Genomic DNA, 21,008 nt, shown 5'->3' on the forward strand with positions numbered 1-21,008 from the left:
GCAGTCCGGCGAGAACCGCCGGACTGGGGAAGTGACAATTGAATTACTCCAGGCGTAACGCCACAAAAAGTGAACGGCCATCACGGTATAAACGCAGTGGTATAGCGCGATCACTGGGCAGTTCCTCAACAATCCGCATCAGTTCGTCAGCAGACGAAACACTACGGTGATCAATGCTCACCAGTACATCACCAGGACGTAGGCCTGCCTGAGCCGCTACGCTCTCCGGTTCCACCTGACGAACTTCAACACCACCGCTGATATTCAGGCGCTCACGGGTTGCCTCATCAATTTCGGCGACTGCCACACCAAGGCGCACCTGATTATTGCTTCCAGAAGCACTGGCCCCTTCTGCATCAGGCCAGCTACCAAGCTCGACGGTTTCTGATACCTGCTCACCATCACGCATTAGCGTGAGCTCCACTTCACTTCCCGGAGCAACGCGACCAATCAAGCGTGGCAACGTACTTGAGCGATCCACTTCTTCACCATTAACTTCTACAATCACATCACCCGCTTGAAGGCCACCCTGGGCTGCTGGCCCCTCAGGATCCAGGTCGGCAACCAAGGCGCCAATAGCCTCACTCATGCCGAAAGATTCGGCCAGATCCCGGGAAACCGGCTGAATCATCACTCCAAGCCAGCCACGGTTCACATGCCCCTCTTCCCGCAGTTGATCAGCCACGCCCATAGCGACATTAATAGGGATAGCAAATGAAAGCCCCATAAAGCCGCCACTACGGGTGAAAATTTGTGAGTTGATGCCTACCACTTCACCCTGAAGGTTAAACAGTGGACCACCTGAATTCCCTGGGTTAATGGCAACATCGGTTTGAATAAAGGGTACGTAAGCATCACGGGGAAGCGTACGGTTAATCGCGCTGACAATGCCTGCGGTCACAGAGTGATCAAAACCAAACGGAGAACCAATCGCAGCCACCCACTCGCCTACTTTCAATTCGTCTGAATTGCCTAAATTCAGCACCGGCAGGTCATTGGCATCGATTTTGAGCAGCGCTATATCCGTCTGCGTATCACTGCCTATCAGTTCGGCAGGCAGCTCACGGCGATCATTCAAGCGTACCAGTATCTCATCAGCGTCTTGCACAACATGCGCATTTGTCAGCACATAGCCATCGGCGCTGATGACAAAACCCGAACCAAGGGATTGTCGTTCTTCACTGCGCCCCTGGCCGCCGCCGGGCGGCATAGGAAAGCTGTCGCCAAAGAAATGACGAAATATCTCAGGAATGTCCTGACCACCGAACTGCCCGGCAGAACCACTACTACGCTGTACCGTTCGACTGGTCGAGATATTCACCACACCGGGGGCGGCATCTTCTACCAATTCAGTGAAATCTGGCAGGTTTTGCGCAAAGGCACTTTGGCCCATCATCAATAGCGCAACAATGCATAACCACAACGTGGAAGGGAGAACCGAGCGCTTCATGCAACAGCTCCTAGTCAAGCAGATACTGAACGAAGGAAATGCAGCTCACAGCAAGCTGCAGGACCACTAACTGACCAAGCGCGGGCGGAAACGTTCCGTCCTCCCGCGCAACCTATATCTAAGGGCAACAACACTACTGATCAATGCCCCAAAAAAAATAGCGGCACTGAACCACTCCTTGACACCCAACCATGCAGCCCCTCCTGAGAGAAGCAATGCAAACATCAGCGGTAGCGCATATACCAACAGCGCCACAGAAGTAAGGCCATTTTTTGCTAGCATAAATGTAACCGGCTCCCCTAACGGGTAACGGATTTGATATTGATCAGATGAGCAATCCGGTTTGAGTACAATGTGCTGGCGTTGACGCCGTGCCACCAACCCCAGGCCACACCCGCGCCCCTCTGCACACTGCCGGCACGTTTCCATAGTGGATACATCAACACTAATACCGTCCTGCACATAACCTGCCACCGTGCCAGTGCGTATAAGAGAACGACAGGATGAGTCTTTCATGGGCTATTCCCAGGTTGGCTCTTACTCGAACTCGACAGATTGCACAATGCGCAGCAGTTGAGCCGGGGGAAGCTCACCAATACCTACCACTTGCCAACGCTGTTCGCCCAGTGTTTGAAACTCAACCGCAACCGTGGATACACCAATTTGATGAACTCCGGCATCAAGCGCACTATCCCCAACAGGGGTCGCAAAAACACTCACTGCCGCCAGACCGTCACTGAAAAAACGCTGCTCGATTTCTGACACCACCGGCTCAATAGGTTGATCGATAAACCCTTCCGGAAGCCACGCCACCTGCCACTCAACATCGGTGATGTCGATGGGCAGATCACTAACGACCGCACCGCCATAAGGCTCGGGGGATTGGAGCGTCGTCATTTGAAAGGTTTCAAGCACTCGCCCCTGGGTATCGCTTAACATATGCTTAAGTAACAGGCCAGTCTCCTCATCAATCCACCATGCATGCTGGTAGCGTTGGAGGTCATTAGGAGAAAAGCTTATTTTAACAGCTGTGCGGCCAGCGACACGCTCTTCGTGTTCCAGGCTGACATCGTAATAGGTAGCAATGTGTCTGGCCCAGGCATCTGGTGCTGAGGGTGATGTATCCGAGCTGGACTCAAACCATGTCAACCGGCCTACGGGAGAGCGCCGTTCCACGCTTATAGAGGGCCCATCCAGGTGCTGAACCACCTGCTGGCGAATACCGTCCCGAATACGATGGGAAAGCGCCAGAGTGCGAACCCCTAACGCATCAATCGATACAGCTCTTGCCTGAAACGTATAACAGTGGCTTGCATACATGCTACGCACCAGCCACTGCTGCGCATTATCAGGTGCGCTTTGAGCCACTATATCTGAACATGTGCTATCAGAGGCACTGGCATCGCTGTCACTACTTGCTTCTACAGGTAGGGTAATCAGGTTTGCCCCCAGCAGACTAATGCCAAACACAAACGCTCTTCCCCAGGGAACTGTCATACCTGTCACACGACCCTCACCTAAGCGATATGGGAACCAGCGGGTTCCCAGGCTCTAGCATTAACGCTGCCCCAGCGGTTCCACTACCGAGGATGAGCGCATAAGTGGCATCCAACTATCACCATTGCCATTCGCAGCCCCCTGGGCATGCTGCTCCAGGTAGGACTGCAGCAGGCGAATCTGGTCAATATCGATGGAGGTTCCCTGTTGAGCCATTACACTCGGGGGTTCGGAGGGCGATACAAAGCCTGCTTCACTCACATTCATCAGGCCACGGTTACCTGCCTGACCACTATTGATACGAAATGGCGTGGGCTCAAACATTGGCATATCAGAAGGCGTCATGGAAGCCGCCAGATTAACCGGCTGCACCTGCGCACCACCAGAAGGTGCCTCTACCAGGTCGCCTGCGCCTTGCCCCTGACCAACACCACCTCCGTTGCCCCCGAAGAACTGCACCCCAGTGATCACCATAAGTGACACAGCTGCGGCAACACCTGCACCTCGCGCAAAGGAAATACCGCCTGTTCGAGTGGACGCAGCAGGTTGCTCAACGTGTAACGATGGAACAGGCTCATCACGCAATCGCGCCATAATGCCTGCCGAGAGATCAACACTCACGTCCACCTCACGCTCGCGCTGCATCATGCTGCGCGCCAGGTGGTAGCGCCGCCATGTCGCTGCCGCATCAGCATCTTCCGGCAGCGACTTCAACACCCGGCGCAATTCCAGCTCATCACTTTCGCCATCCATTAGTGCCGAAAGCGATTCCCGTGTGTTTTGACTCATACTTCACACCCTCACACTGTGTTTGAAGAAGTCCTGTAGTAACACTGCGAATAAGTGCGTGTCACCACAGCAGTTCCACAGGCCAAGACTCTATTTTCGAATTATCACCAGCAGTGTATCTACGACAACAGCAGGTTAGGTTTCCAGTATCTTGCCGTAGGCATCTGCTGCACTTGGTAATGCCTCGATTTCATTTAAGCTAGTCAGGCTGTATGACGTCTCTCTTGCCAGACAGTTCACAAAAAAAGTAAAAACGTAATTTATTGTGACTGACAATTAAAACAACTCTTACTATCGACCACTACGCGTCTCGACTGTTCCGTGCAGTCGTTACCAAAGGCCGGATATGTTCATCAACGGCCTCACGAGCGCGAAAAATCCGTGAGCGTACGGTACCAACCGGACACTGCATCACCTGGGCAATATCCTCATACGCCAGCCCATCAAGTTCCCTCAGTGTAATAGCGGTACGTAGATCATCAGGTAACTTTTCAATTGCCTCAAAGACCGCCGCTTCCAATTGATCCCGTGCGATAGCCGCTTCCGGCGACTCTGCATCCGCCAAGCGTCCACTCTGATCGAGAATTTCTGCATCGACAATATCCAAATCACTGCCTGGAGGACGACGCCCCCTGGAGACAAGGTGGTTTTTAGCGGTGTTAATCGCAATACGGTACATCCAGGTGTAAAACGCACTTTCGGCACGGAATTTACCCAGCGCCCGATACGCTTTAATAAATGCTTCCTGCGCTACATCCTGCACCTCTGAGTGATCATGTACATAACGCCCAATCAAACCAATAATTTTGTGTTGGTATTTTTTTACCAGCAGATCAAAAGCGCGTGTGTCGCCTTTCTGGGCACGTTCAACAAGCTGTTGGTCTGTTTCACGAGTGCCCATTCACACGCTCCTCCAGCTCATACGGCGTACGTAGAGCCTTGTGTCTTTTCGCCCTTTTATCTGGGCCTTCACAGCAAGCAGCATAGCGTCCCTTGGGCATTGGTTAATAATAGTGATGACATCAGATGGCAAACCCCCGCCACCTGCTCTCCATGATAGTAACTGTTCACTGGTACGTAGTGTTGCGCGTTCTGTTCAGCGCATCAAGCGCTTACCCCCATTCACAAAACCCTGAGGCTGACATTGCATACTCCTTTCAAGTTCCGCAACAATTGATTTTTACTCCCCTGACACGCCATAGTAGGGGCCACTTTTAGCCCACCGCGCACGCACAGGTAGCAAGATGTCAGATCAGCAGGTTAGTAATCTTAACGTCCTTGCCCAGGATGTTCTTACCACTCCAAAAGCACTCAAGGACACCATTCCATTAACGGAAGCCGCTGAACGTACGGTTATTGAGGGCCGTCAAACGATCCAGAACATCCTTGACGGCAAGGACCCCCGTCTTCTGGTGGTGGTAGGCCCGTGCTCTATTCACGATGTTGAGGCAGCGCTGGATTACGCGCACCGCCTGCGCCAACTGGCCGACCAGGTGAGCGATAGCCTCTATATTGTGATGCGTGTTTATTTTGAAAAGCCACGTACCACCGTGGGCTGGAAAGGCCTGATTAATGACCCTTATCTTAATGATTCTTTTGAAATTGACGAGGGGTTACATATTGCCCGTAAACTGCTTGTTGACCTGGCAGAGCTGGGCTTACCCCTGGCCACTGAGGCGCTTGACCCCATTTCACCGCAGTACCTGCAGGACTGCATCAGCTGGTCAGCGATTGGCGCGCGCACCACTGAGTCGCAAACACACCGTGAGATGGCCTCAGGTCTCTCTTGCCCGGTCGGATTCAAAAATGGCACTGATGGCAGCCTGGATGTCGCCATCAACGCCCTGCAATCAGTCGCTAATCCACACAACTTCCTGGGCATCAACCAATCAGGACAGGTGGCGATTATCCGCACTCGGGGTAACGCCTACGGGCATGTTGTGCTGCGTGGCGGAAATGGCAAACCCAACTATGATAGCGTCAGCGTCGCTCTGGCCGAAAAAGAACTCAGTAAAGCCGAACTGTCTGCCAATATTATGATCGACTGTTCTCACGCCAACTCAAATAAAGATGCCGCGTTGCAACCGCTGGTGCTCGAAAATGTGACCAATCAGATACTGGAAGGCAACAAATCCATTATCGGCCTTATGGTGGAATCCAATATTGGCTGGGGCAACCAGAAAGTACCTGCCGACCTAAGCCAGTTGCAGTACGGCGTCTCAATTACCGATGCCTGCATCGATTGGGACACAACGGTGGAAACCTTTACCCGTATGAACGACAAGTTAGCGCCGGTACTTGCCAAGCGCATCGAGCAATAAAGCATTACGCCACTCACGTGCAACCACCCCACTATGGCATTACCATAGTGGGGATTTTTTAATTATGAGATTTCACGCTTGAACGGTGGCAATGCATCCAGCAGTGCCTGACCATAACGGCGGGTAACAACACGGCGATCCAGCAGGGTAATCACTCCCCGGTCGCTCTCCTTGCGGATTAATCTTCCACACGCCTGCACCAGTTTGATTGAGGCATCCGGCACGCTGATACGCATAAATGGATTTCCCCCCTGGCTCTCAATCCACTCGGCCAACGTTGCCCCCACCGGGTCATCGGGTACGGCGAAGGGAAGCCGGGTAATCACCACATGGGTGAGATAATTACCGGGCAGGTCAATTCCCTCCGCAAAACTCGCCAAGCCAAAGATAATACTGCCCTTACCGCTATCCACTGCAGCACGATGCTGTTCAATCAGCTCGCGCTTTGGAAGCGCATCCTGAGCAAGCACCCTTGTTTTAACCGACGATGGTAAGGCTTTCTCTACAACACGTAGCTGGGCCCGGGAGGAGAAAAGCACCAACACGGCTTCCTCATCACCCAGTTGCGATACAAAACGTACAATGGCACTTTCATGGGCATCCCGGTCACTGGGATCCGCCGCGTCGCTGGGCACCCTCAGGATAGCGTTGGTGTAGTCGAACGGGCTGGGCAGCGCTTGATAGCGGTAACGATTAGCCAACCCGGCACGCTCCTGAATCCGCTCAAAGCGCCCCAGTGCCGTCAGCGTTGCTGAGGTGACAACAGCGCCGTGACAGCGTCCCCATAGGTGTTTGGCAAGGGTATGGGCGGCGGATACCGGGCTGGCCGAAAACTCAATCTCAGGTTCACCCGCCACTCGGCTTAGCGTCAGCCAGCGTGCGCTGGGGGGTACATTGGCGGCATCCTGCTCGCTGAATGCCTGCCACAGTGCATGAGCCTCCAGAGCACGCCCATGCAACAATGCCACTAGCGGTAACCACGCCTCGGCTTGCTCCCGATCCAGCCCCGTTTGCTTATCAGGGTCCAGGCTTTCCCTGAGGATATCACCAATACTTTCCAGGCAACGGGATAAGCTGGCAAACATCACCAGCAACTGCTGTGCCCGCTCCCGCAATTCGTCAGGCACCTGCCCCTTTTCAAACCTATATTGGTGCTGAGCCTCTTCATCCACCAGGCCATTCGCACGATCGGCCAGCTGGTGCCCCATACTGAACACGTCACCCAATACAGGCTCCAGGCCATGCATCAGTTCAGGCAAACTGACCAACAAACGAGCGACGGTTGGTTGTGTTGCCAACCCCTGATGGAGATCGGTCAAACTGCTTTTAAGGGTTTTTAGCCAACGCAAACAACCGTGCACCGCAAAGCGGTGGGCAAAGTGGGAAAGCGCTTTGTCGGGCAGGTGATGGCCTTCATCAAACACAAAAATGCAGTCAGCGGGGTCAGGCAGGATAGCACCACCACCGAGCGCTAAATCTGCCAGCACCAAGTCATGATTAGCAACGATGATGTCGGCATTTTCCAATTCGCGACGGGAGCGAAAGAAAGCACAGGCCCCAAAGTGGCCACAGCGTCGTCCTGTACACTGGCGGTGGTCAACGGTTAAGCGCCGCCAGTGAGCGTCGTCGATGGTGTGCGGCCAATTGTCGCGATCTCCCTCCCAGTCACCTCTACCATACGTTTCAGCCATATCAGTGGCCAGCACGGTAAAGTCGCTACTGTGAGTCTGCAGGGACTGCTCAAATAATGACAGGGTGGGGTTTGGCTCAGTACCTTCCAGCGCTTGGTCGAGACGCGCAACACAAACGTAACGGCCGCGCCCCTTTGCCAGCGCATAGCGAAAAGCAATACCGCTGTGGCTGGCAAGAGCAGGTAGATCCTGGTTAAGCACCTGCTCTTGCAAGGCCACTGTGGCGGTTGAAACAATAAGCCGCTTACCCTGTGCCTTGGCGATAGGTAGCGCGGCGATCAAGTAAGCGAGAGTTTTGCCAGTGCCCGTACCCGCTTCCAGCACACAGACATGGCGATCGTTGGTACGCTTACCTTCGCTATCCTGCTCAATTCCACCCAGCGTACGGGCAATTTCTGCAATCATCAGCCGCTGACCGTAGCGAGGCGTTAGCTCAAGCTTTTCCACCACGCGACGGTAGGCTTCCTGAATATCGCTTTTTAAGCCATCATCCAGCATATGCTTTACAGCATACCTTCAGGAGGGTGCTCGCAAGGCAGCTTGTCATTGATATAGCGCTCAATCTCGGGGAGCGAGAACGCATCCTCTTCACCCACAAAACTTATCGAAACGCCTTTCGCCCCTGCACGCCCGGTACGCCCGATCCGGTGAACGTAGTCTTCCGGGTCTTCGGGCAGGGTGTAGTTGATCACATGGCTGACATCTTCGATATGGATGCCACGCCCTGCCACATCGGTCGCTACCAGCACTTGAATGTCTCCCTCACGGAAGCTTTCAAGGGTCTTAATACGCTGATTTTGCGGTACATCCCCCGAGAGCATGGCAGCACTGATACCTGCTTTTTTAAGCAGATCGTCAAGCTTGCGCACGAGATCACGACGGTTACCAAACACCATTACCCGCTCGAAACTCTCCTGCTCCAGCAGCTTCACTAACAGGCGTTGCTTGTCGTCATCAGAAACCAGATAAACACGCTGATCGATATCCGCCTGATTCTCAACGGTCACTTCAATCTCCACATGGGCAGGATCAAGTGTCCACTGACTGGCCAGATTCAGAATGTCATCGGTGAAGGTTGCCGAAAACAGGAACGTCTGACGCTCTTCTTTCTTGGGCGTATAGCGGATGATGCGCTTCACATCGGGAATGAACCCCATGGAAAGCATACGATCGGCCTCATCCAACACCAACACTTCCACTTCCGAAAGGTCGATATCGCGCTTTTGATGAAAATCCAGCAAACGCCCTGGTGTGGCCACCAAAATATCGATCTTTTTACCCAGGCTTTCACGCTGTTTTTGATAGTCCATTCCGCCCACTACGCTGGCTACATTGAGCTGCGTAAAGCGTGCAAGCGCCTTGGCATCCTTCTCGATTTGCAGCGCCAGCTCTCTGGTGGGGGCAATAATCAGTGCACGGGGTGCACCCGATTTTTGTCCATCAGGCGTAGGCTCTTCCAAAAAGTAAGCCAGTACTGAAATTAAAAACGCGGCCGTTTTGCCCGTTCCGGTCTGCGCCTTGCCGACAATATCTCCACCCAGTAGCGTATTGCGCAGCGCTTCTGCCTGAATGGGAGTGCAGTATTCAAACCCTTGGGCATGAATGGCGCGCATTAACGGCAGCGGCAGATCAAAGTCATGAAAGCGCCACTTGCCGGCCACGGCGGGCACCTGAAACTGACGAAGATCCCAGTTCGACTGACGACGACGCGGTTTCCGACGGCGGCGTTTAGGCTTGCGGTTCTGGGCCGATGCTGTGGTCTGTTCCGACTCGCTCATAGGCTGTGTATCTGTCCATTGCTGTGGAGGTTAGGCATCTTGACGTGCGCATTGTACCAGGGGTTGGCGATAAGAGCGCGTCCTGCTGTCGAAGGAGTACGTCAGCCTGTTAGAATGCACTATAAATCACCCCAAGGAGCGCGACATGACGCGTAAGAAAAAGACTCGTTCGTTAGCGGATAAAGTGACGATCCGCACAGGGCGCCGTAAAGATTATAAAAAGTGGCGCCATGAAAATCCCGACCAGGTCACCTCATCCCGTCGCTTTGTGGCTAAAAAGCAGCAGCAGCGCAAGCTTCAGGCTGTCCGCAAACTGGCTCGCCAGCAAAGCGGCCAATCCATTGCCATTCATCCAGATAAAGAGGCAGACACCCCTTCTGGAGAGAAATCGTAATGCGTTTGGTCTCATTTAATATCAACGGCATTCGAGCGCGCCTGCATCAACTTCAGGCGCTGATCGACACTCAACAGCCAGATGTGATCGGGCTTCAGGAAACCAAAGTACAGGATAGTGAGTTTCCTCTGGCCGATGTGGAAGCCATGGGCTACCACGTGTTTTATTATGGCCAGAAAGGCCATTACGGGGTGGCACTACTCTGCCGCCACAAACCCGAAGCCGTCTTTTATGGCTTCCCGGGTGATGGTGAAGACGCCCAGCGCCGCATGATTGGCGTCCAACTGCTTGCTGAAGATGGCAACCCGGTTACAGTATGGAACGGCTACTTTCCTCAGGGGGAAAATATAACCCACCCAACCAAGTTTCCCCATAAAGAGCGTTTTTACCAACAACTGGCAAGGTTACTACAAGAGCAACACAGCCCAAAAGAGCGACTGGCCATCATGGGCGATTTCAATATATCTCCTGAAGACCAGGATATTGGCATCGGAGAAGCCAATCGCAAGCGCTGGCTGAGAGAGGGCAAAACCAGCTTCCAACCCATTGAGCGCGAATGGCTTGAGGGCATTAAAGCCTGGGGGTTAAGCGACAGCTATCGGCTTTGCTACCCTAATAATCAGGAAAGATTCAGCTGGTTTGACTACCGCTCCAAAGGCTTTGACAGCGAGCCAAAACGGGGCCTGCGCATCGACTATATTTTAGTCTCAAAGCCTTTAGCGGAGTGCATCACCTCAGCAGGCATTGATTACCAGTTGCGCGGTATGGAGCGCCCCTCTGATCATGCGCCCACCTGGAGCGATTTTGCATTAACCCTGAAAACATCATAACCCATGACATTAAGGTTCCCAAAGAGCATGCAGGCGGCTTATCGTTTAGTGAAAATTAGCCAGCCATGGCTCAACTTCTTCGTCCCCAAGGTTAGCCGCTTGCAGTAACGCCTGCTCGGCAATCGCTTCCTCGCCCCAGGCATACGCCAATTGGCCATACTGTCGCCAGTCGCCTGCCTGATCAGTGAGCTCAGCCAGTGCCTGCCAGGCAGCCAGGGCATTGTCGATGTGCTTTGCCTGCTGCCAGGCAGTAGCCAGCAGACGCAATATCTTTTCATCGCGCTCAACGATGCCCACTTCCAGTGCCTGCTCAAGATGCTCTGCTGCCCTTGCCGGTGTACCGCCTGAAATATGTAACTGAACAAGTGTAAGCAGGTCGTCAGGCTCGCTGAATTTACCCAGTTGCCAGGCCATTTCCCATATACCGGCAGCAACCCCTTGCTGTCCCGCCTGCTGGGCGAGCCCAGCCGCCTGGCGCCATGCATCTGGAGCACTTTGCTCATTCAGGTCGTCAAGCAGCCAGCTCAGCGCCTGCTGCCCCTGCCCGGCATTACGGAACACGACAAGCACTAATGCCTGCTGTGATTCCGTCAGCGAATCACTTTGTTCAAGCAGAGAGCTTAAGCGTTCTGACGCGCGGTCCCAGCGCTCCGCCTCGGCCAATAAACGGGTAAGTCGCCAACTGACCCGTGTATCGTCATGGTTACTCAGCCACTGCTCATAGAGCGCAATGGCCTCTTCGCGTTGACCGGCCACACGCCGCAGCTCTGCCTCTTCACGCAGCCACCTACTGGCCTGATCTGCAGAAACACTACTGCGTTGACGTGCATTAGCCAACTGATCTGCCGCTTCTTCCTGGCGTCCCTGTTGAGCCATGGCACCTGCGGCAAGCTGGTAATAGAGCGCGCTTGCCCACTGATCAGAGCGGTTACCATTTTGCAAACGCGCTGCCTGACTCGCGGCCCGGGCGGCAACACTATCAAGTGTACCCTGTCGGTCACCACCACCTGCTTCGGCAAGCTGTTGCTGCAGGGCATTGAGGTCTTGAATAATATCACCCGGCAAGGGCTCACTGGCCTGGGCAAACGAGGCCCAAATTCCAAACAGTATTACTCCAGCCAAACGCTGCATATGTCTACCTCAGCTGAAATTCAATACGCTGCGTGGCACGGCGCAACTGATGGCTTGGTTCGAACTGCCAACGGGCAATCGCTTCGCGGGCGGCATCTTCAAACACACGCCGGGGCTGCGCATTGGTCACTTGAATCGTCCCACTATCGACACTGCCATCGCGGCGAATCACAAACACCACTTCTACAAACCCCTCCATGCCCCGTCGCTGCGCGCGCGAAGGGTAGGTGGGATTAACCCGGTTGGTCGGCGCAACCTGACCAACGCTTACCGGCTCGTTGGATGGGGCAGGCTCTGCTGCGGGCGCAGCGCTACGCGCTGCCGTTGAAGATGCAGGAGCGGGGGATGGCGTCGCCTCGGCAGGCTCAGGTGCTGGCTCGGGCGTTGGTTGTGGAGCGGGCTGTGGCTGAGGTGTCGGCTCAGGCGCCACTTCTGTTAGCTCAGGCAGCTCACTCTCTAGTTCCACTGGCTCAACCGGCTCATCAGGCAACTCAACCTCTGGTAATGGAATAGCGCTATCTGCAACCGGCGGTGGCTCAGGCGTAGGCATTGGTGGTGGTGCGGCGCTAGGCGTAACCTCTGCAGGTTGAGGCGCCGCTTCCTCCTGCTCTGGTGCCACCTCCACCGCTTCCACCATGCTCATCGCCATTGTCATCACCGGCGTTTCCTGCGTCCGCTCAGGGGGGGTTACCAATAATGCCAATAGCCAAAACAGTCCGACAGCCAGCGCAACACCACCTGACAACGAAAGCGTATGACGAATCATTGCGCGCTCCGGCTTGCGGCTACCGCCACCTGCTCAACACCAGCCTGTTTTAGACGATCCATCACTTCGATCAGCAATCCAGTGGTCGACTCCCTATCTGCCTGGATAACCACCGATCCATCATCGGTCATCATGCCCGCCACTTCCTGGCCGATACGGTGAATATCTACCGGCTTGCCATCCACCCATACCGCCCCTTCCGGGGTGACTGCCACCAGCACTTGCGCATCAGCCCGCGGGGTTGCTGCACTTGATTCAGGGCGCTCAATTTCAATACCACTCTCTTTCACAAAACTGGTGGTCACAATAAAGAAAATCAGCATGATAAAAACAACATCAAGCATCGGCGTTAAGTTGACTTCGTTGCTATCAGCCGTGGCATCTATGGAACGGCGTCTACGCATCTTTTTCCTCCAAGGCACGCGCCAGGCGGTCTTGCAACCGCTGATTTTCTCGACGTATCACGTGCTCTAAACGACTAATAAACAGCAGTCCAATAACGGCAATCGCCATACCTGTCAGGGTAGGCAGGGTAGCCCGTGCCACGCCATCAGCCATCGCCCTTGCCTGATGCGTGTCACTCATCGACAGGCTGTCGAACACCGTAATCATGCCCGTTACCGTACCCAACAGCCCTAGTAACGGGCATAACGCCACTAATAGTTTCAGCCAGGGCAACGGGCGTCTCAGTTTATCGACCAATGCCTCCGCCCAGACATGACGCAGTGTTCTGGCACTCCAGCTACGGTGGTCGCTACGTGCGGCCCAGCGCCGGATCAGCTGACGACGGGCGATACGCCAGGTGATGCGGTAATACCACCAGCGCTCTATGGCCATACCAAATACCAGCACAGCAACAAAAGCGAGCACGACCAGCACGGCGCCACCGGCATCGACCAGCCGCTCAACGGGCTCAAGCCAAAGGGGCAGCGTAGGCATATCAGGTCACCGTCTGTGCAGAGGACTGAGCCTCAAGGTGATTTGCCAGGGTGGCACTTGCCTCACCCTCAATCACCTGGCTCAAATAACGGCTACGGCTCGCCAGTGCGGTTTGGGCAAATAATAGTGGCACGGCGGTCACAAGCCCCAGCACGGTGGTAACCAGTGCCTGACTAATCCCTCCTGCCATCAGCTGGGGGTCTCCTGTACCAAACACAGTAATCGCCTGGAAAGTGACAATCATGCCGGTAACGGTACCTAAAAGCCCCAGCAAAGGGGCAATCGCTGCCAATAGTTTGACAATCGGCTGCCCACGTTCAATGCGCGGCAACTCAGCCAACACCGCTTCATCCAGTCGCGCCTCCAGCGCTTCTGGCGTTTGGTGTTTATCCATATCCTGAAACCGCTGTAGCACGCGCCCCAGGGGATTATCGGCACGTAACTCACCCACTACTTTGCGTTGACGTCCCACCCGGGCACTCACCAGTAACAGGTATACATACTGGGTAAGCGCTACCAATAAACCAAACACGCCCAGTACGACAATGACGTAACCAACCGCTCCCCCTTGCTGGAAACGCTCCCAAAGGCTGGGTTGCTGAGAGAGGGCACGCAGTACATTTCCCTGAGTGGGATCAATAGCGAACACGCGACTCTCGCCTTGATGGTAGTCGGTTAACACGTCCCTTATCTCACGGGGAGTGCGGGGTATCTCGGCAAATTCTCCGTCATCTTCCCCTTTGCGTAATAGCGCTGTATCGGTAAACGCAGCAAAATCGCCTAAGCGCACCACATCCCGTGGCTCAATAGCACCACTTGAATCTGCCACAGGCAGTGTGAGCCTCTCGGCACGGCCTGTTTGCGCTGTCAACGTAGCCAAGCTGTCAACAATATCTTCGAGCTGCTGCCGCTCAAGCACTTCCACACCACTCAGGCGCGGGGGCAACGCAGCGTCGCCAATCGTTAACCAGCTATCGCTACCCAGGGCATTACGCACCTCGCTGCTATGCCTTTCAAGGCTCGCTAATAACGTAGTCAGCGCTTCGCCCTGCTCCGACTGTCGCTCGGCCAGCTCACCAGCCTGTTGTGCTTGTTCAACCTGCTGAGCCTGTAAAGCATCACGCTGCTCTTCCGCTGCCTGATGAGCTTCCCGAGCCTCATCAAGCGCTGCGTCTAATGCCTGCTGATCATCGAGAAAGGATTGCAGCCGTGCCTGATCACGAGCTTCAGCTGCCTCCCGGGCTTCTCTCAGTGAGCTGATATTTCCTGAATGGTTGCCTTCACTCTGTTGTGCCAGCGTCACGCTACTAAAAAGACCAAGCATCAGCGTAACTAACACCACTCCACCGCGCAGTGGGAGCTGTTGTAACAGACTCATTGCTGGCCTCCCTGGTGTGCAGTAGCGGTAATCGAAAGGGGTAAACGCAATAGATCAGGGGTGCGCTGATCGTCTGCCATCCGCAAACCATTGCGTACTTCTCGGCGCGCACTCTCATCCAGTGCTTGCCAGTCACCACTTTCTGCGTCCCACACTCCCCCTTCACGTCCGTCTGGCGTCAGGTAGTAAAAACCTATCCGGCCAATACGCAGGTACTCCACTTCGCGGGGATTTTCATCAGCAAATTTCAGTCGACCACGCCAGTTATCTATATCGCGGCCATAATCAAGTTCTGCTCGCCAGGTCTCCAGCAGGCTGATAATCCGTTCGACACTCTCTGCCCCTTGCTCATCCTTTGCTGCTTGCACCCGCGCTAAACGCTCTTCTCGTAAAAAAGGCAGGTCACTTTCGATCCAATTCATGAGTTGCTGTGCCATATCCTGCTCAATCGACGGTAGCGCCGCTCGGGTTTCACTGAGGGTATCCAGTGCCACACTCAACCGCTGCTGGCGTTCAGCCTCGTTAACCAACCGTCCACTTAGAGCAGCGTTGGCTGCCTCCATCTGGCGTGTTTCACGCTCCAGGCGGCGTAGCTCTTCAAGCGCCTCACGGGTCTCTTCATCAGCGGCATCAATGTGTTGCTGGATTGCCGACTGGGCTTGCTGGGCCTCGACACTTTGGGATGCTTGATCCATGGTTTCATCGCTTGCCATCAGCGTGCCACTGGCAAGCAACCCGGCAAGCCAGTACCCACGCAAGACAAAGAAAGGCCTTTTCAGCACGTTGCGTCTCCGTCACTGATTAATGAGCAGTTGCACTGCTCTACGAGAAACTAACTAGGTATAAGAACGATTTGCGTTTATCGAACCGGGTACATAGCGTACCATTAATGAAATAAATGACAATATTTATCATTAACATTCAAGCATCTTCAGTGATGACTTCAAAAAACGGGAGCCAATTGGCTCCCGTTTTGGTCAATCGCTCTCTGGACTTAAAATGCCCAGTCGTCGTCCTCAGTGGCAACCGCCTTACCAATGACATACGAAGAGCCAGAACCTGAGAAGAAGTCATGGTTCTCATCGGCACTGGGTGAAAGAGCCGCCATGATGGTGGGATCCACATCAGTGACACTGCTGGGGAACAGTGGCTCGTAGCCCAGGTTCATCAGCGCTTTGTTAGCGTTGTAGTGAAGGAATTTCTTCACGTCTTCGGTTAATCCCACCTCATCGTATAGTGACTCGGTGTACCGCACTTCATTGTCATACAACTCAAGCAGCAGCTCGTAGGCGTAGTCTTTCACCTCCTGCCTACGCTCTGGTGTCGCCTCTGCCAGAGCCTGCTGGAATTTATAGCCAATGTAGTACCCATGAACGGCTTCATCACGAATAATCAGGCGAATCAAGTCGGCGGTGTTGGTCAGTTTTGCATGACTGGACCAATACATCGGCAGGTAGAACCCTGAGTAGAATAAAAACGACTCAAGGAATACGCTTGCCACTTTACGCATCAGCGGATCATCAGAGCGGTAACGCCCCAAAATCAGCTCAGACTTCGCCTGCAACATCGGGTTCTCTTCGCTCCAGCGGAAAGCATCATCCACATCCCGAGTGGCACACAGCGTTGAGAAAATCGAGCTATAGGAGCGCGCATGCACCGACTCCATAAAGGCGATATTGGTGTATACCGCCTCTTCATGAGGAGTGCGAGCATCCTCCATCAGCACCGGCGCACCAACGCTGCTTTGGATGGTATCCAGCAGCGTTAAGCCCGTGAAGACACGGATAGTCAACTGCTTCTCTTGATGAGTCAGTGTATTCCACGACTGAATATCATTCGATAACGGCACTTTCTCCGGCAGCCAGAAGTTGCTTGTCAGCCGGTTCCATACTTCAAGATCCTTATCATCCTGAAGACGGTTCCAGTTGATGGCATCGACCCGTGATAAGCGTTGCATAGTGGTCATCAAATTGCTCTCTTGAAAGTCGTTACGCAATTACAGTGTGCAGGAGACACAGCCTTCCACCTCGGTGCCCTCAAGCGCACTTTGACGCAAGCGGATGTAATACAGCGTCTTGATTCCTTTGCGCCACGCATAGATCTGGGCCTTGTTAATATCCCGAGTGGTCGCCGTATCGGGGAAAAACAGGGTCAATGACAACCCCTGATCCACATGCTTGGAGGCTTCTGCATAGGTATCAATAATTTTTTCAGGGCCGATTTCATAGGCATCCTGGAAGTAATCGAAGTTGGCCTCGTTCAGGAAGGGAGCGGGATAATAAACACGCCCCAACTTGCCCTCTTTACGAATTTCGATCTTAGCCGCCACCGGATGAATACTGGAGGTTGAGTGATTGATATACGAAATAGAGCCAGTCGGCGGTACCGCCTGAAGGTTACGGTTATATAAGCCGTGAGCCATAACCGACGCCTTCAGCTCCTGCCAGTCCTGCTGCGTTGGCAGGGCAATACCACTGCGCTCAAACAGGCCGCGTACTTTTTCTGTGCGTGGCAGCCACTCCTGGTCGGTGTACTTGTCAAAGAACTCACCAGATGCATAGGTAGACTCAGCAAAACCCGTAAAAGTATCGCTACGCTCAATCGCCAACCGATTGGAGGCGCGCAGTGCATGAAAAGCGACACAGTAGAAATAGAGATTGGTGAAATCCAACCCCTCTTCCGAGCCATAATAAATGTGTTCGCGTGCCAGGAAACCATGCAGGTTCATTTGCCCAAGACCAATAGCACGGGACTTCGCATTTCCTTCCGCAATAGAGGGGACACTGCGCAGGTTGCTCATCTCTGAAACCGCCGTTAGCCCGCGAATGGCTACCTCAACGCTGGTGCCTATATCACCTGAATCCATGACTTTGGCAATATTCATTGAGCCCAAGTTACAGGAGATGTCCTGGCCCACCTGGCGATACCCCAGGTCATCGTCGTACTCAGTGGGCGTATTCACCTGCAGAATTTCAGAGCACAGGTTGCTCATATTAATGCGACCAGCAATCGGGTTGGCGCGGTTTACTGTATCTTCAAACATGATATACGGATAACCCGATTCAAACTGCAGCTCAGCCAGGGTTTGGAAGAAGGCGCGGGCATTAATCTTATGCTTACGAATACGCGCGTCCGATACCATTTCATGGTACTTCTCAGTAACACTGACATCGCCAAACGGAACACCGTATACACGCTCTACGTCATAAGGCGAAAACAGGTACATATCATCATTGCGCTTGGCCAGCTCAAAGGTGATATCCGGAATGGTCACGCCCAACGACAGTGTCTTGATACGGATTTTTTCGTCAGCATTTTCGCGTTTGGTATCCAAAAAACGCAGGATATCGGGGTGGTGAGCATTCAAATACACCGCACCGGCACCCTGGCGAGCCCCCAGCTGGTTCGCATAGGAGAACGCATCCTCCAGCAGCTTCATAATTGGAATGATGCCGGATGACTGGTTTTCAATACGCTTGATGGGCGCGCCTGACTCGCGGATATTGCTTAACAAAAACGCCACACCGCCGCCACGCTTGGAAAGCTGTAGCGCAGAGTTGATGGAGCGGCCAATCGACTCCATGTTGTCTTCAATACGCAGCAAAAAGCAGGATACCAACTCGCCACGCTGCCGCTTGCCACAGTTAAGAAATGTTGGAGTCGCGGGCTGGAAGCGGCCACTGATGATTTCATCAACCAGGGATTTAGCCAGCGTTTCATTACCACGCGCCAGAGTCAGTGCAACCATACAGACACGATCTTCATAGCGCTCTAAATAACGCTTGCCGTCAAATGTCTTAAGGGTATAGCTGGTGTAATACTTAAAGGCACCCAAAAAGCTGGGAAAACGAAATTTGTAGGCATAGGCCTGCTCAAACAGCGCCTTAACGAAGACGAAGCTGTACTGAGCCAACATCTCTGCCTCGTAGTACTGCTCCTCCACCAGGTAATCCAGCTTCTCCTCCAGCGAATGGAAGAACACTGTATTCTGATTAACATGCTGCAAAAAATACTGCCGCGCCGCTTCACGATCTTTATCGAGCTGTAACTCGCCATTGGCCCCGTAAAGATTAAGCATCGCATTAAGTGCGTGGTAATCCAGCGTACGCCCCTCGGAAGCCACCGCTGCTGGCCGTTTTGCCTCAGCCACGTTTTTTGTGACTACATTTGTCGTTTCCAAAACTCTTCTACTCCTTTGCGAACCCTGGCGACGTCATCCTCAGTGCCTAAAAGTTCAAATCGATAAAGCAGCGGCACTTGGCATTTTTGCGCGATAATACGCCCAGCCAACCCATAAGCATCGCCAAAGTTAGTATTCCCTGCGGCAATGACACCTCGTAGGAGGTGTCGATTGTGCTCATCGTTTAAAAATCGAATGACTTGCCCAGGCACCGCACCTTTGATCTCTCCGCCTCCGTAGGTCGGCGTCATCAGAATATAAGGCTGTTTTACTCGCGGGATTGGCTCTTCACGATGTATAGGCAGCCGTTGCGCGCTAACGCCAAGCTTTTCTACAAAACGGTGGGTATTACCTGATTTGGTGGAAAAATACACCAGCGTGCCAGCCAGCGGCGCCTCCACCACCTCACTTATCGGCATTGCAGTGGACTATGCGAGCGCTTGAATTCGGTCCGGGCGGAATCCCGACCAATGATCGTCACCTGCCACAACGACGGGAAGCTGACGATAGCCAAGTGCTTCGACTTGTTTTTGAGCATCAGCCTCAGACGTAATATCGATAACCGTGTATTCGATACCTTGCTTATCCATCGCGCGGTAAGTGGCGGTGCACTGAACACAAGCAGGCTTGCTATAAATTTGGATTCCCATGACCATTTTTCCTTTTCATAGCGGCATTTTTGAGGTAGAGCACATATTGTACCCTGCTCACTTAGAAGGCACTACGAATACTATATATAGACCACAGGAAAATCAATTCAAGCATATATGGTATTTTTATTTCTTTGGATATTGACAATCAAAGGCTAACTCTGTGCTCTACAAAGAAAAACCGCCTCTTCAATAGAGGCGGTTTTTTTGGAAGCGCAACACGGGCTGGCTGGCGCCTTATTCTTGCTTGGCGCGATATTAAGCAGTAGCTGCCTGGTAACGATGCTCAACATCTTCCCAGTTCACAACATCAAAGAACGCAGCAATATAGTCAGGGCGTTTGTTTTGGTACTTCAGATAGTAAGCATGCTCCCATACATCCAGACCCAGCAGAGGCGTGTTGCCATGCATCAGCGGGCTATCCTGATTCAGCGTGTTCTCTACCACCAGTTTTTTCTCAGGTGTAATGGAAAGCCACGCCCAACCGCTACCAAAACGACCAACTGCCGCTTTTTTAAACTCTTCTTTAAACGCTTCAAAGCCGCCCAGCTCTGCATCAATGGCTTTAGCAATACTACCCTGGGGGTTGCCACCACCATTTGGCGACATCATCAGCCAGAACATGGAGTGGTTAGCGTGACCACCACCATTGTTAATAACCGCTTGACGTTTTGCTTCGGGAACACGATCCAGGTTCGCAACCAGCTCCTCCACCGGCACGTCTTCCAGACCAGTGCCTTCAAGAGCAGCATTTAGGTTATTCACATAGGTTTGATGGTGACGGGAGTGGTGAATCTCCATGGTCATCGCATCGATGTGTGGCTCGAGAGCGTCGTAAGCGTACGGCAGTTCAGGAAGTGTATGTGCCATGCTATCTTCTCCTTGAGTGGCTTTCATTGCAGTCAATCAACTAGGTGCGGCCATGCCTCACCCTTTTCAACCGCCATGGCGATTTTTTCTTGCCATGCATTGCGATATATTTTGTCCCAGTACTTTAGTCAACTATTGCCAGTTTATCTAATCCATGCTTAACAAAAAAGCCGACTTCTGACGAAGCCGGCTTGTTACAAACCGCCATTTCAGCTACTTACAACTTGCTCTCAAGCTCCGGCAGAATCTCGAACAGATCGCCCACCAGACCATAGTCCGCCACCTGGAAGATCGGTGCTTCTTCGTCTTTGTTCACCGCAACGATCACCTTGGAGTCTTTCACC

Annotated in this window: 21 protein-coding genes and 1 pseudogene; 3 read left to right on the top strand and 19 right to left on the bottom strand. The window is 53.4% G+C overall.

From position 1 onward, the window contains the following. Nucleotides 1-43: 43 nt before the first annotated feature. From HP566_RS01345 to rpoE, 5 genes are all read right to left on the bottom strand, one after another. Nucleotides 44-1,450, bottom strand: a complete 1,407-nt coding sequence (locus HP566_RS01345; protein ID WP_249975458.1) for a DegQ family serine endoprotease — start codon at nt 1,448-1,450, stop codon at nt 44-46. A gap of 66 nt (nt 1,451-1,516) precedes the next feature. Continuing rightward, entirely contained in the window at nt 1,517-1,966 is a 450-nt protein-coding gene (locus HP566_RS01350; protein WP_249975459.1) for a SoxR reducing system RseC family protein, read from the bottom strand. A 21-nt stretch (nt 1,967-1,987) separates the two neighbouring features. Continuing rightward, complete coding sequence (locus HP566_RS01355; RefSeq protein ID WP_249975481.1) at nt 1,988-2,947, bottom strand: MucB/RseB C-terminal domain-containing protein; 960 nt, start codon at nt 2,945-2,947, stop codon at nt 1,988-1,990. A gap of 60 nt (nt 2,948-3,007) precedes the next feature. Next, a complete protein-coding gene (locus HP566_RS01360; protein ID WP_249975460.1) occupies nt 3,008-3,736 on the bottom strand; it encodes a sigma-E factor negative regulatory protein in 729 nt (242 codons plus the stop codon). 301 nt (nt 3,737-4,037) lie between these two features. Further along, a complete protein-coding gene (gene rpoE / locus HP566_RS01365) occupies nt 4,038-4,637 on the bottom strand; it encodes an RNA polymerase sigma factor RpoE (protein ID WP_249975461.1) in 600 nt (199 codons plus the stop codon). Nucleotides 4,638-4,980: 343 nt separating this feature from the next. Between rpoE and HP566_RS01370 the strand changes: the two genes are divergently transcribed. Then, nucleotides 4,981-6,057, top strand: a complete 1,077-nt coding sequence (locus HP566_RS01370; protein ID WP_249975462.1) for a 3-deoxy-7-phosphoheptulonate synthase — start codon at nt 4,981-4,983, stop codon at nt 6,055-6,057. Nucleotides 6,058-6,119: 62 nt separating this feature from the next. On the opposite strand, the gene dinG is transcribed toward HP566_RS01370, so the two are convergent. Both dinG and rhlB read right to left on the bottom strand, forming a co-directional pair. Continuing rightward, the gene (gene dinG, locus HP566_RS01375; protein ID WP_249975463.1) at nt 6,120-8,246 is read right to left on the bottom strand and encodes an ATP-dependent DNA helicase DinG; all 2,127 of its coding nucleotides are present in this window, start codon (nt 8,244-8,246) and stop codon (nt 6,120-6,122) included. Between the two features lie 5 nt (nt 8,247-8,251). Further along, on the bottom strand, nt 8,252-9,526 hold the full coding sequence (gene rhlB / locus HP566_RS01380; RefSeq protein ID WP_249975464.1) for an ATP-dependent RNA helicase RhlB: 1,275 nt from the start codon (nt 9,524-9,526) through the stop codon (nt 8,252-8,254). A gap of 145 nt (nt 9,527-9,671) precedes the next feature. Here rhlB and HP566_RS01385 point away from each other — a divergent pair, with 145 nt between their 5' ends. Beyond that, the gene (locus HP566_RS01385; RefSeq protein ID WP_249975465.1) at nt 9,672-9,920 is read left to right on the top strand and encodes a hypothetical protein; all 249 of its coding nucleotides are present in this window, start codon (nt 9,672-9,674) and stop codon (nt 9,918-9,920) included. Then, a complete protein-coding gene (xthA, locus tag HP566_RS01390) occupies nt 9,920-10,750 on the top strand; it encodes an exodeoxyribonuclease III (RefSeq protein ID WP_249975466.1) in 831 nt (276 codons plus the stop codon). Before HP566_RS01385 ends, xthA begins: the two co-directional genes overlap by 1 nt. Before the next feature lie 45 nt (nt 10,751-10,795). On the opposite strand, the gene HP566_RS01395 is transcribed toward xthA, so the two are convergent. From HP566_RS01395 to HP566_RS01450, 12 genes and pseudogenes are all read right to left on the bottom strand, one after another. Beyond that, nucleotides 10,796-11,881, bottom strand: coding sequence for a tetratricopeptide repeat protein (locus HP566_RS01395; protein WP_249975467.1), 1,086 nt, complete (start codon nt 11,879-11,881; stop codon nt 10,796-10,798). Between the two features lie 4 nt (nt 11,882-11,885). Next, nucleotides 11,886-12,647, bottom strand: a complete 762-nt coding sequence (locus HP566_RS01400; protein WP_249975468.1) for an energy transducer TonB — start codon at nt 12,645-12,647, stop codon at nt 11,886-11,888. Beyond that, on the bottom strand, nt 12,644-13,051 hold the full coding sequence (locus tag HP566_RS01405; protein ID WP_249975469.1) for an ExbD/TolR family protein: 408 nt from the start codon (nt 13,049-13,051) through the stop codon (nt 12,644-12,646). The genes HP566_RS01400 and HP566_RS01405 overlap by 4 nt, the downstream gene beginning before the upstream one ends. Next, nucleotides 13,044-13,586 (bottom strand): MotA/TolQ/ExbB proton channel family protein, encoded by a 543-nt coding sequence (locus HP566_RS01410; RefSeq protein ID WP_249975470.1) that lies wholly within the window; start codon nt 13,584-13,586, stop codon nt 13,044-13,046. Before HP566_RS01410 ends, HP566_RS01405 begins: the two co-directional genes overlap by 8 nt. Nucleotide 13,587: 1 nt before the next feature. After that, complete coding sequence (locus HP566_RS01415; RefSeq protein WP_249975471.1) at nt 13,588-14,964, bottom strand: MotA/TolQ/ExbB proton channel family protein; 1,377 nt, start codon at nt 14,962-14,964, stop codon at nt 13,588-13,590. Next, a complete protein-coding gene (locus tag HP566_RS01420) occupies nt 14,961-15,746 on the bottom strand; it encodes a DUF3450 family protein (RefSeq protein WP_249975472.1) in 786 nt (261 codons plus the stop codon). Before HP566_RS01420 ends, HP566_RS01415 begins: the two co-directional genes overlap by 4 nt. A 212-nt stretch (nt 15,747-15,958) precedes the next feature. After that, nucleotides 15,959-16,930: a class 1b ribonucleoside-diphosphate reductase subunit beta gene (nrdF, locus tag HP566_RS01425; RefSeq protein WP_249975473.1), complete on the bottom strand. Its 972-nt coding sequence runs from the start codon at nt 16,928-16,930 to the stop codon at nt 15,959-15,961. A 30-nt stretch (nt 16,931-16,960) separates the two neighbouring features. Then, nucleotides 16,961-19,144: a class 1b ribonucleoside-diphosphate reductase subunit alpha gene (nrdE, locus tag HP566_RS01430; protein WP_249975474.1), complete on the bottom strand. Its 2,184-nt coding sequence runs from the start codon at nt 19,142-19,144 to the stop codon at nt 16,961-16,963. Further along, the gene (nrdI, locus tag HP566_RS01435) at nt 19,126-19,563 is read right to left on the bottom strand and encodes a class Ib ribonucleoside-diphosphate reductase assembly flavoprotein NrdI (protein WP_249975475.1); all 438 of its coding nucleotides are present in this window, start codon (nt 19,561-19,563) and stop codon (nt 19,126-19,128) included. The genes nrdE and nrdI overlap by 19 nt, the downstream gene beginning before the upstream one ends. Nucleotides 19,564-19,572: 9 nt before the next feature. Further along, complete coding sequence (nrdH, locus tag HP566_RS01440) at nt 19,573-19,794, bottom strand: glutaredoxin-like protein NrdH (protein ID WP_249975476.1); 222 nt, start codon at nt 19,792-19,794, stop codon at nt 19,573-19,575. Between the two features lie 258 nt (nt 19,795-20,052). Further along, nucleotides 20,053-20,664: a superoxide dismutase gene (locus HP566_RS01445; protein WP_249975477.1), complete on the bottom strand. Its 612-nt coding sequence runs from the start codon at nt 20,662-20,664 to the stop codon at nt 20,053-20,055. A 217-nt stretch (nt 20,665-20,881) separates the two neighbouring features. Then, nucleotides 20,882-21,008, bottom strand: a pseudogene (locus tag HP566_RS01450) (electron transfer flavoprotein subunit alpha/FixB family protein); the annotation flags it as partial.

It is taken from the genome of Vreelandella olivaria (assembly GCF_023507745.1).
Lineage (GTDB): Bacteria > Pseudomonadota > Gammaproteobacteria > Pseudomonadales > Halomonadaceae > Vreelandella > Vreelandella olivaria_A.

What these genes read in the sequence shown, in the direction of transcription:
- HP566_RS01345 (WP_249975458.1), bottom strand. Translation starts at nt 1,450, where the DNA reads ATGAAGCGCTCGGTTCTCCCTTCCACGTTGTGGTTATGCATTGTTGCG.
- HP566_RS01350 (WP_249975459.1), bottom strand. Translation starts at nt 1,966, where the DNA reads ATGAAAGACTCATCCTGTCGTTCTCTTATACGCACTGGCACGGTGGCA.
- HP566_RS01355 (WP_249975481.1), bottom strand. Translation starts at nt 2,947, where the DNA reads ATGACAGTTCCCTGGGGAAGAGCGTTTGTGTTTGGCATTAGTCTGCTG.
- HP566_RS01360 (WP_249975460.1), bottom strand. Translation starts at nt 3,736, where the DNA reads ATGAGTCAAAACACACGGGAATCGCTTTCGGCACTAATGGATGGCGAA.
- rpoE (WP_249975461.1), bottom strand. Translation starts at nt 4,637, where the DNA reads ATGGGCACTCGTGAAACAGACCAACAGCTTGTTGAACGTGCCCAGAAA.
- HP566_RS01370 (WP_249975462.1), top strand. Translation starts at nt 4,981, where the DNA reads ATGTCAGATCAGCAGGTTAGTAATCTTAACGTCCTTGCCCAGGATGTT.
- dinG (WP_249975463.1), bottom strand. Translation starts at nt 8,246, where the DNA reads ATGCTGGATGATGGCTTAAAAAGCGATATTCAGGAAGCCTACCGTCGC.
- rhlB (WP_249975464.1), bottom strand. Translation starts at nt 9,526, where the DNA reads ATGAGCGAGTCGGAACAGACCACAGCATCGGCCCAGAACCGCAAGCCT.
- HP566_RS01385 (WP_249975465.1), top strand. Translation starts at nt 9,672, where the DNA reads ATGACGCGTAAGAAAAAGACTCGTTCGTTAGCGGATAAAGTGACGATC.
- xthA (WP_249975466.1), top strand. Translation starts at nt 9,920, where the DNA reads ATGCGTTTGGTCTCATTTAATATCAACGGCATTCGAGCGCGCCTGCAT.
- HP566_RS01395 (WP_249975467.1), bottom strand. Translation starts at nt 11,881, where the DNA reads ATGCAGCGTTTGGCTGGAGTAATACTGTTTGGAATTTGGGCCTCGTTT.
- HP566_RS01400 (WP_249975468.1), bottom strand. Translation starts at nt 12,647, where the DNA reads ATGATTCGTCATACGCTTTCGTTGTCAGGTGGTGTTGCGCTGGCTGTC.
- HP566_RS01405 (WP_249975469.1), bottom strand. Translation starts at nt 13,051, where the DNA reads ATGCGTAGACGCCGTTCCATAGATGCCACGGCTGATAGCAACGAAGTC.
- HP566_RS01410 (WP_249975470.1), bottom strand. Translation starts at nt 13,586, where the DNA reads ATGCCTACGCTGCCCCTTTGGCTTGAGCCCGTTGAGCGGCTGGTCGAT.
- HP566_RS01415 (WP_249975471.1), bottom strand. Translation starts at nt 14,964, where the DNA reads ATGAGTCTGTTACAACAGCTCCCACTGCGCGGTGGAGTGGTGTTAGTT.
- nrdF (WP_249975473.1), bottom strand. Translation starts at nt 16,930, where the DNA reads ATGACCACTATGCAACGCTTATCACGGGTCGATGCCATCAACTGGAAC.
- nrdI (WP_249975475.1), bottom strand. Translation starts at nt 19,563, where the DNA reads ATGCCGATAAGTGAGGTGGTGGAGGCGCCGCTGGCTGGCACGCTGGTG.
- nrdH (WP_249975476.1), bottom strand. Translation starts at nt 19,794, where the DNA reads ATGGGAATCCAAATTTATAGCAAGCCTGCTTGTGTTCAGTGCACCGCC.
- HP566_RS01445 (WP_249975477.1), bottom strand. Translation starts at nt 20,664, where the DNA reads ATGGCACATACACTTCCTGAACTGCCGTACGCTTACGACGCTCTCGAG.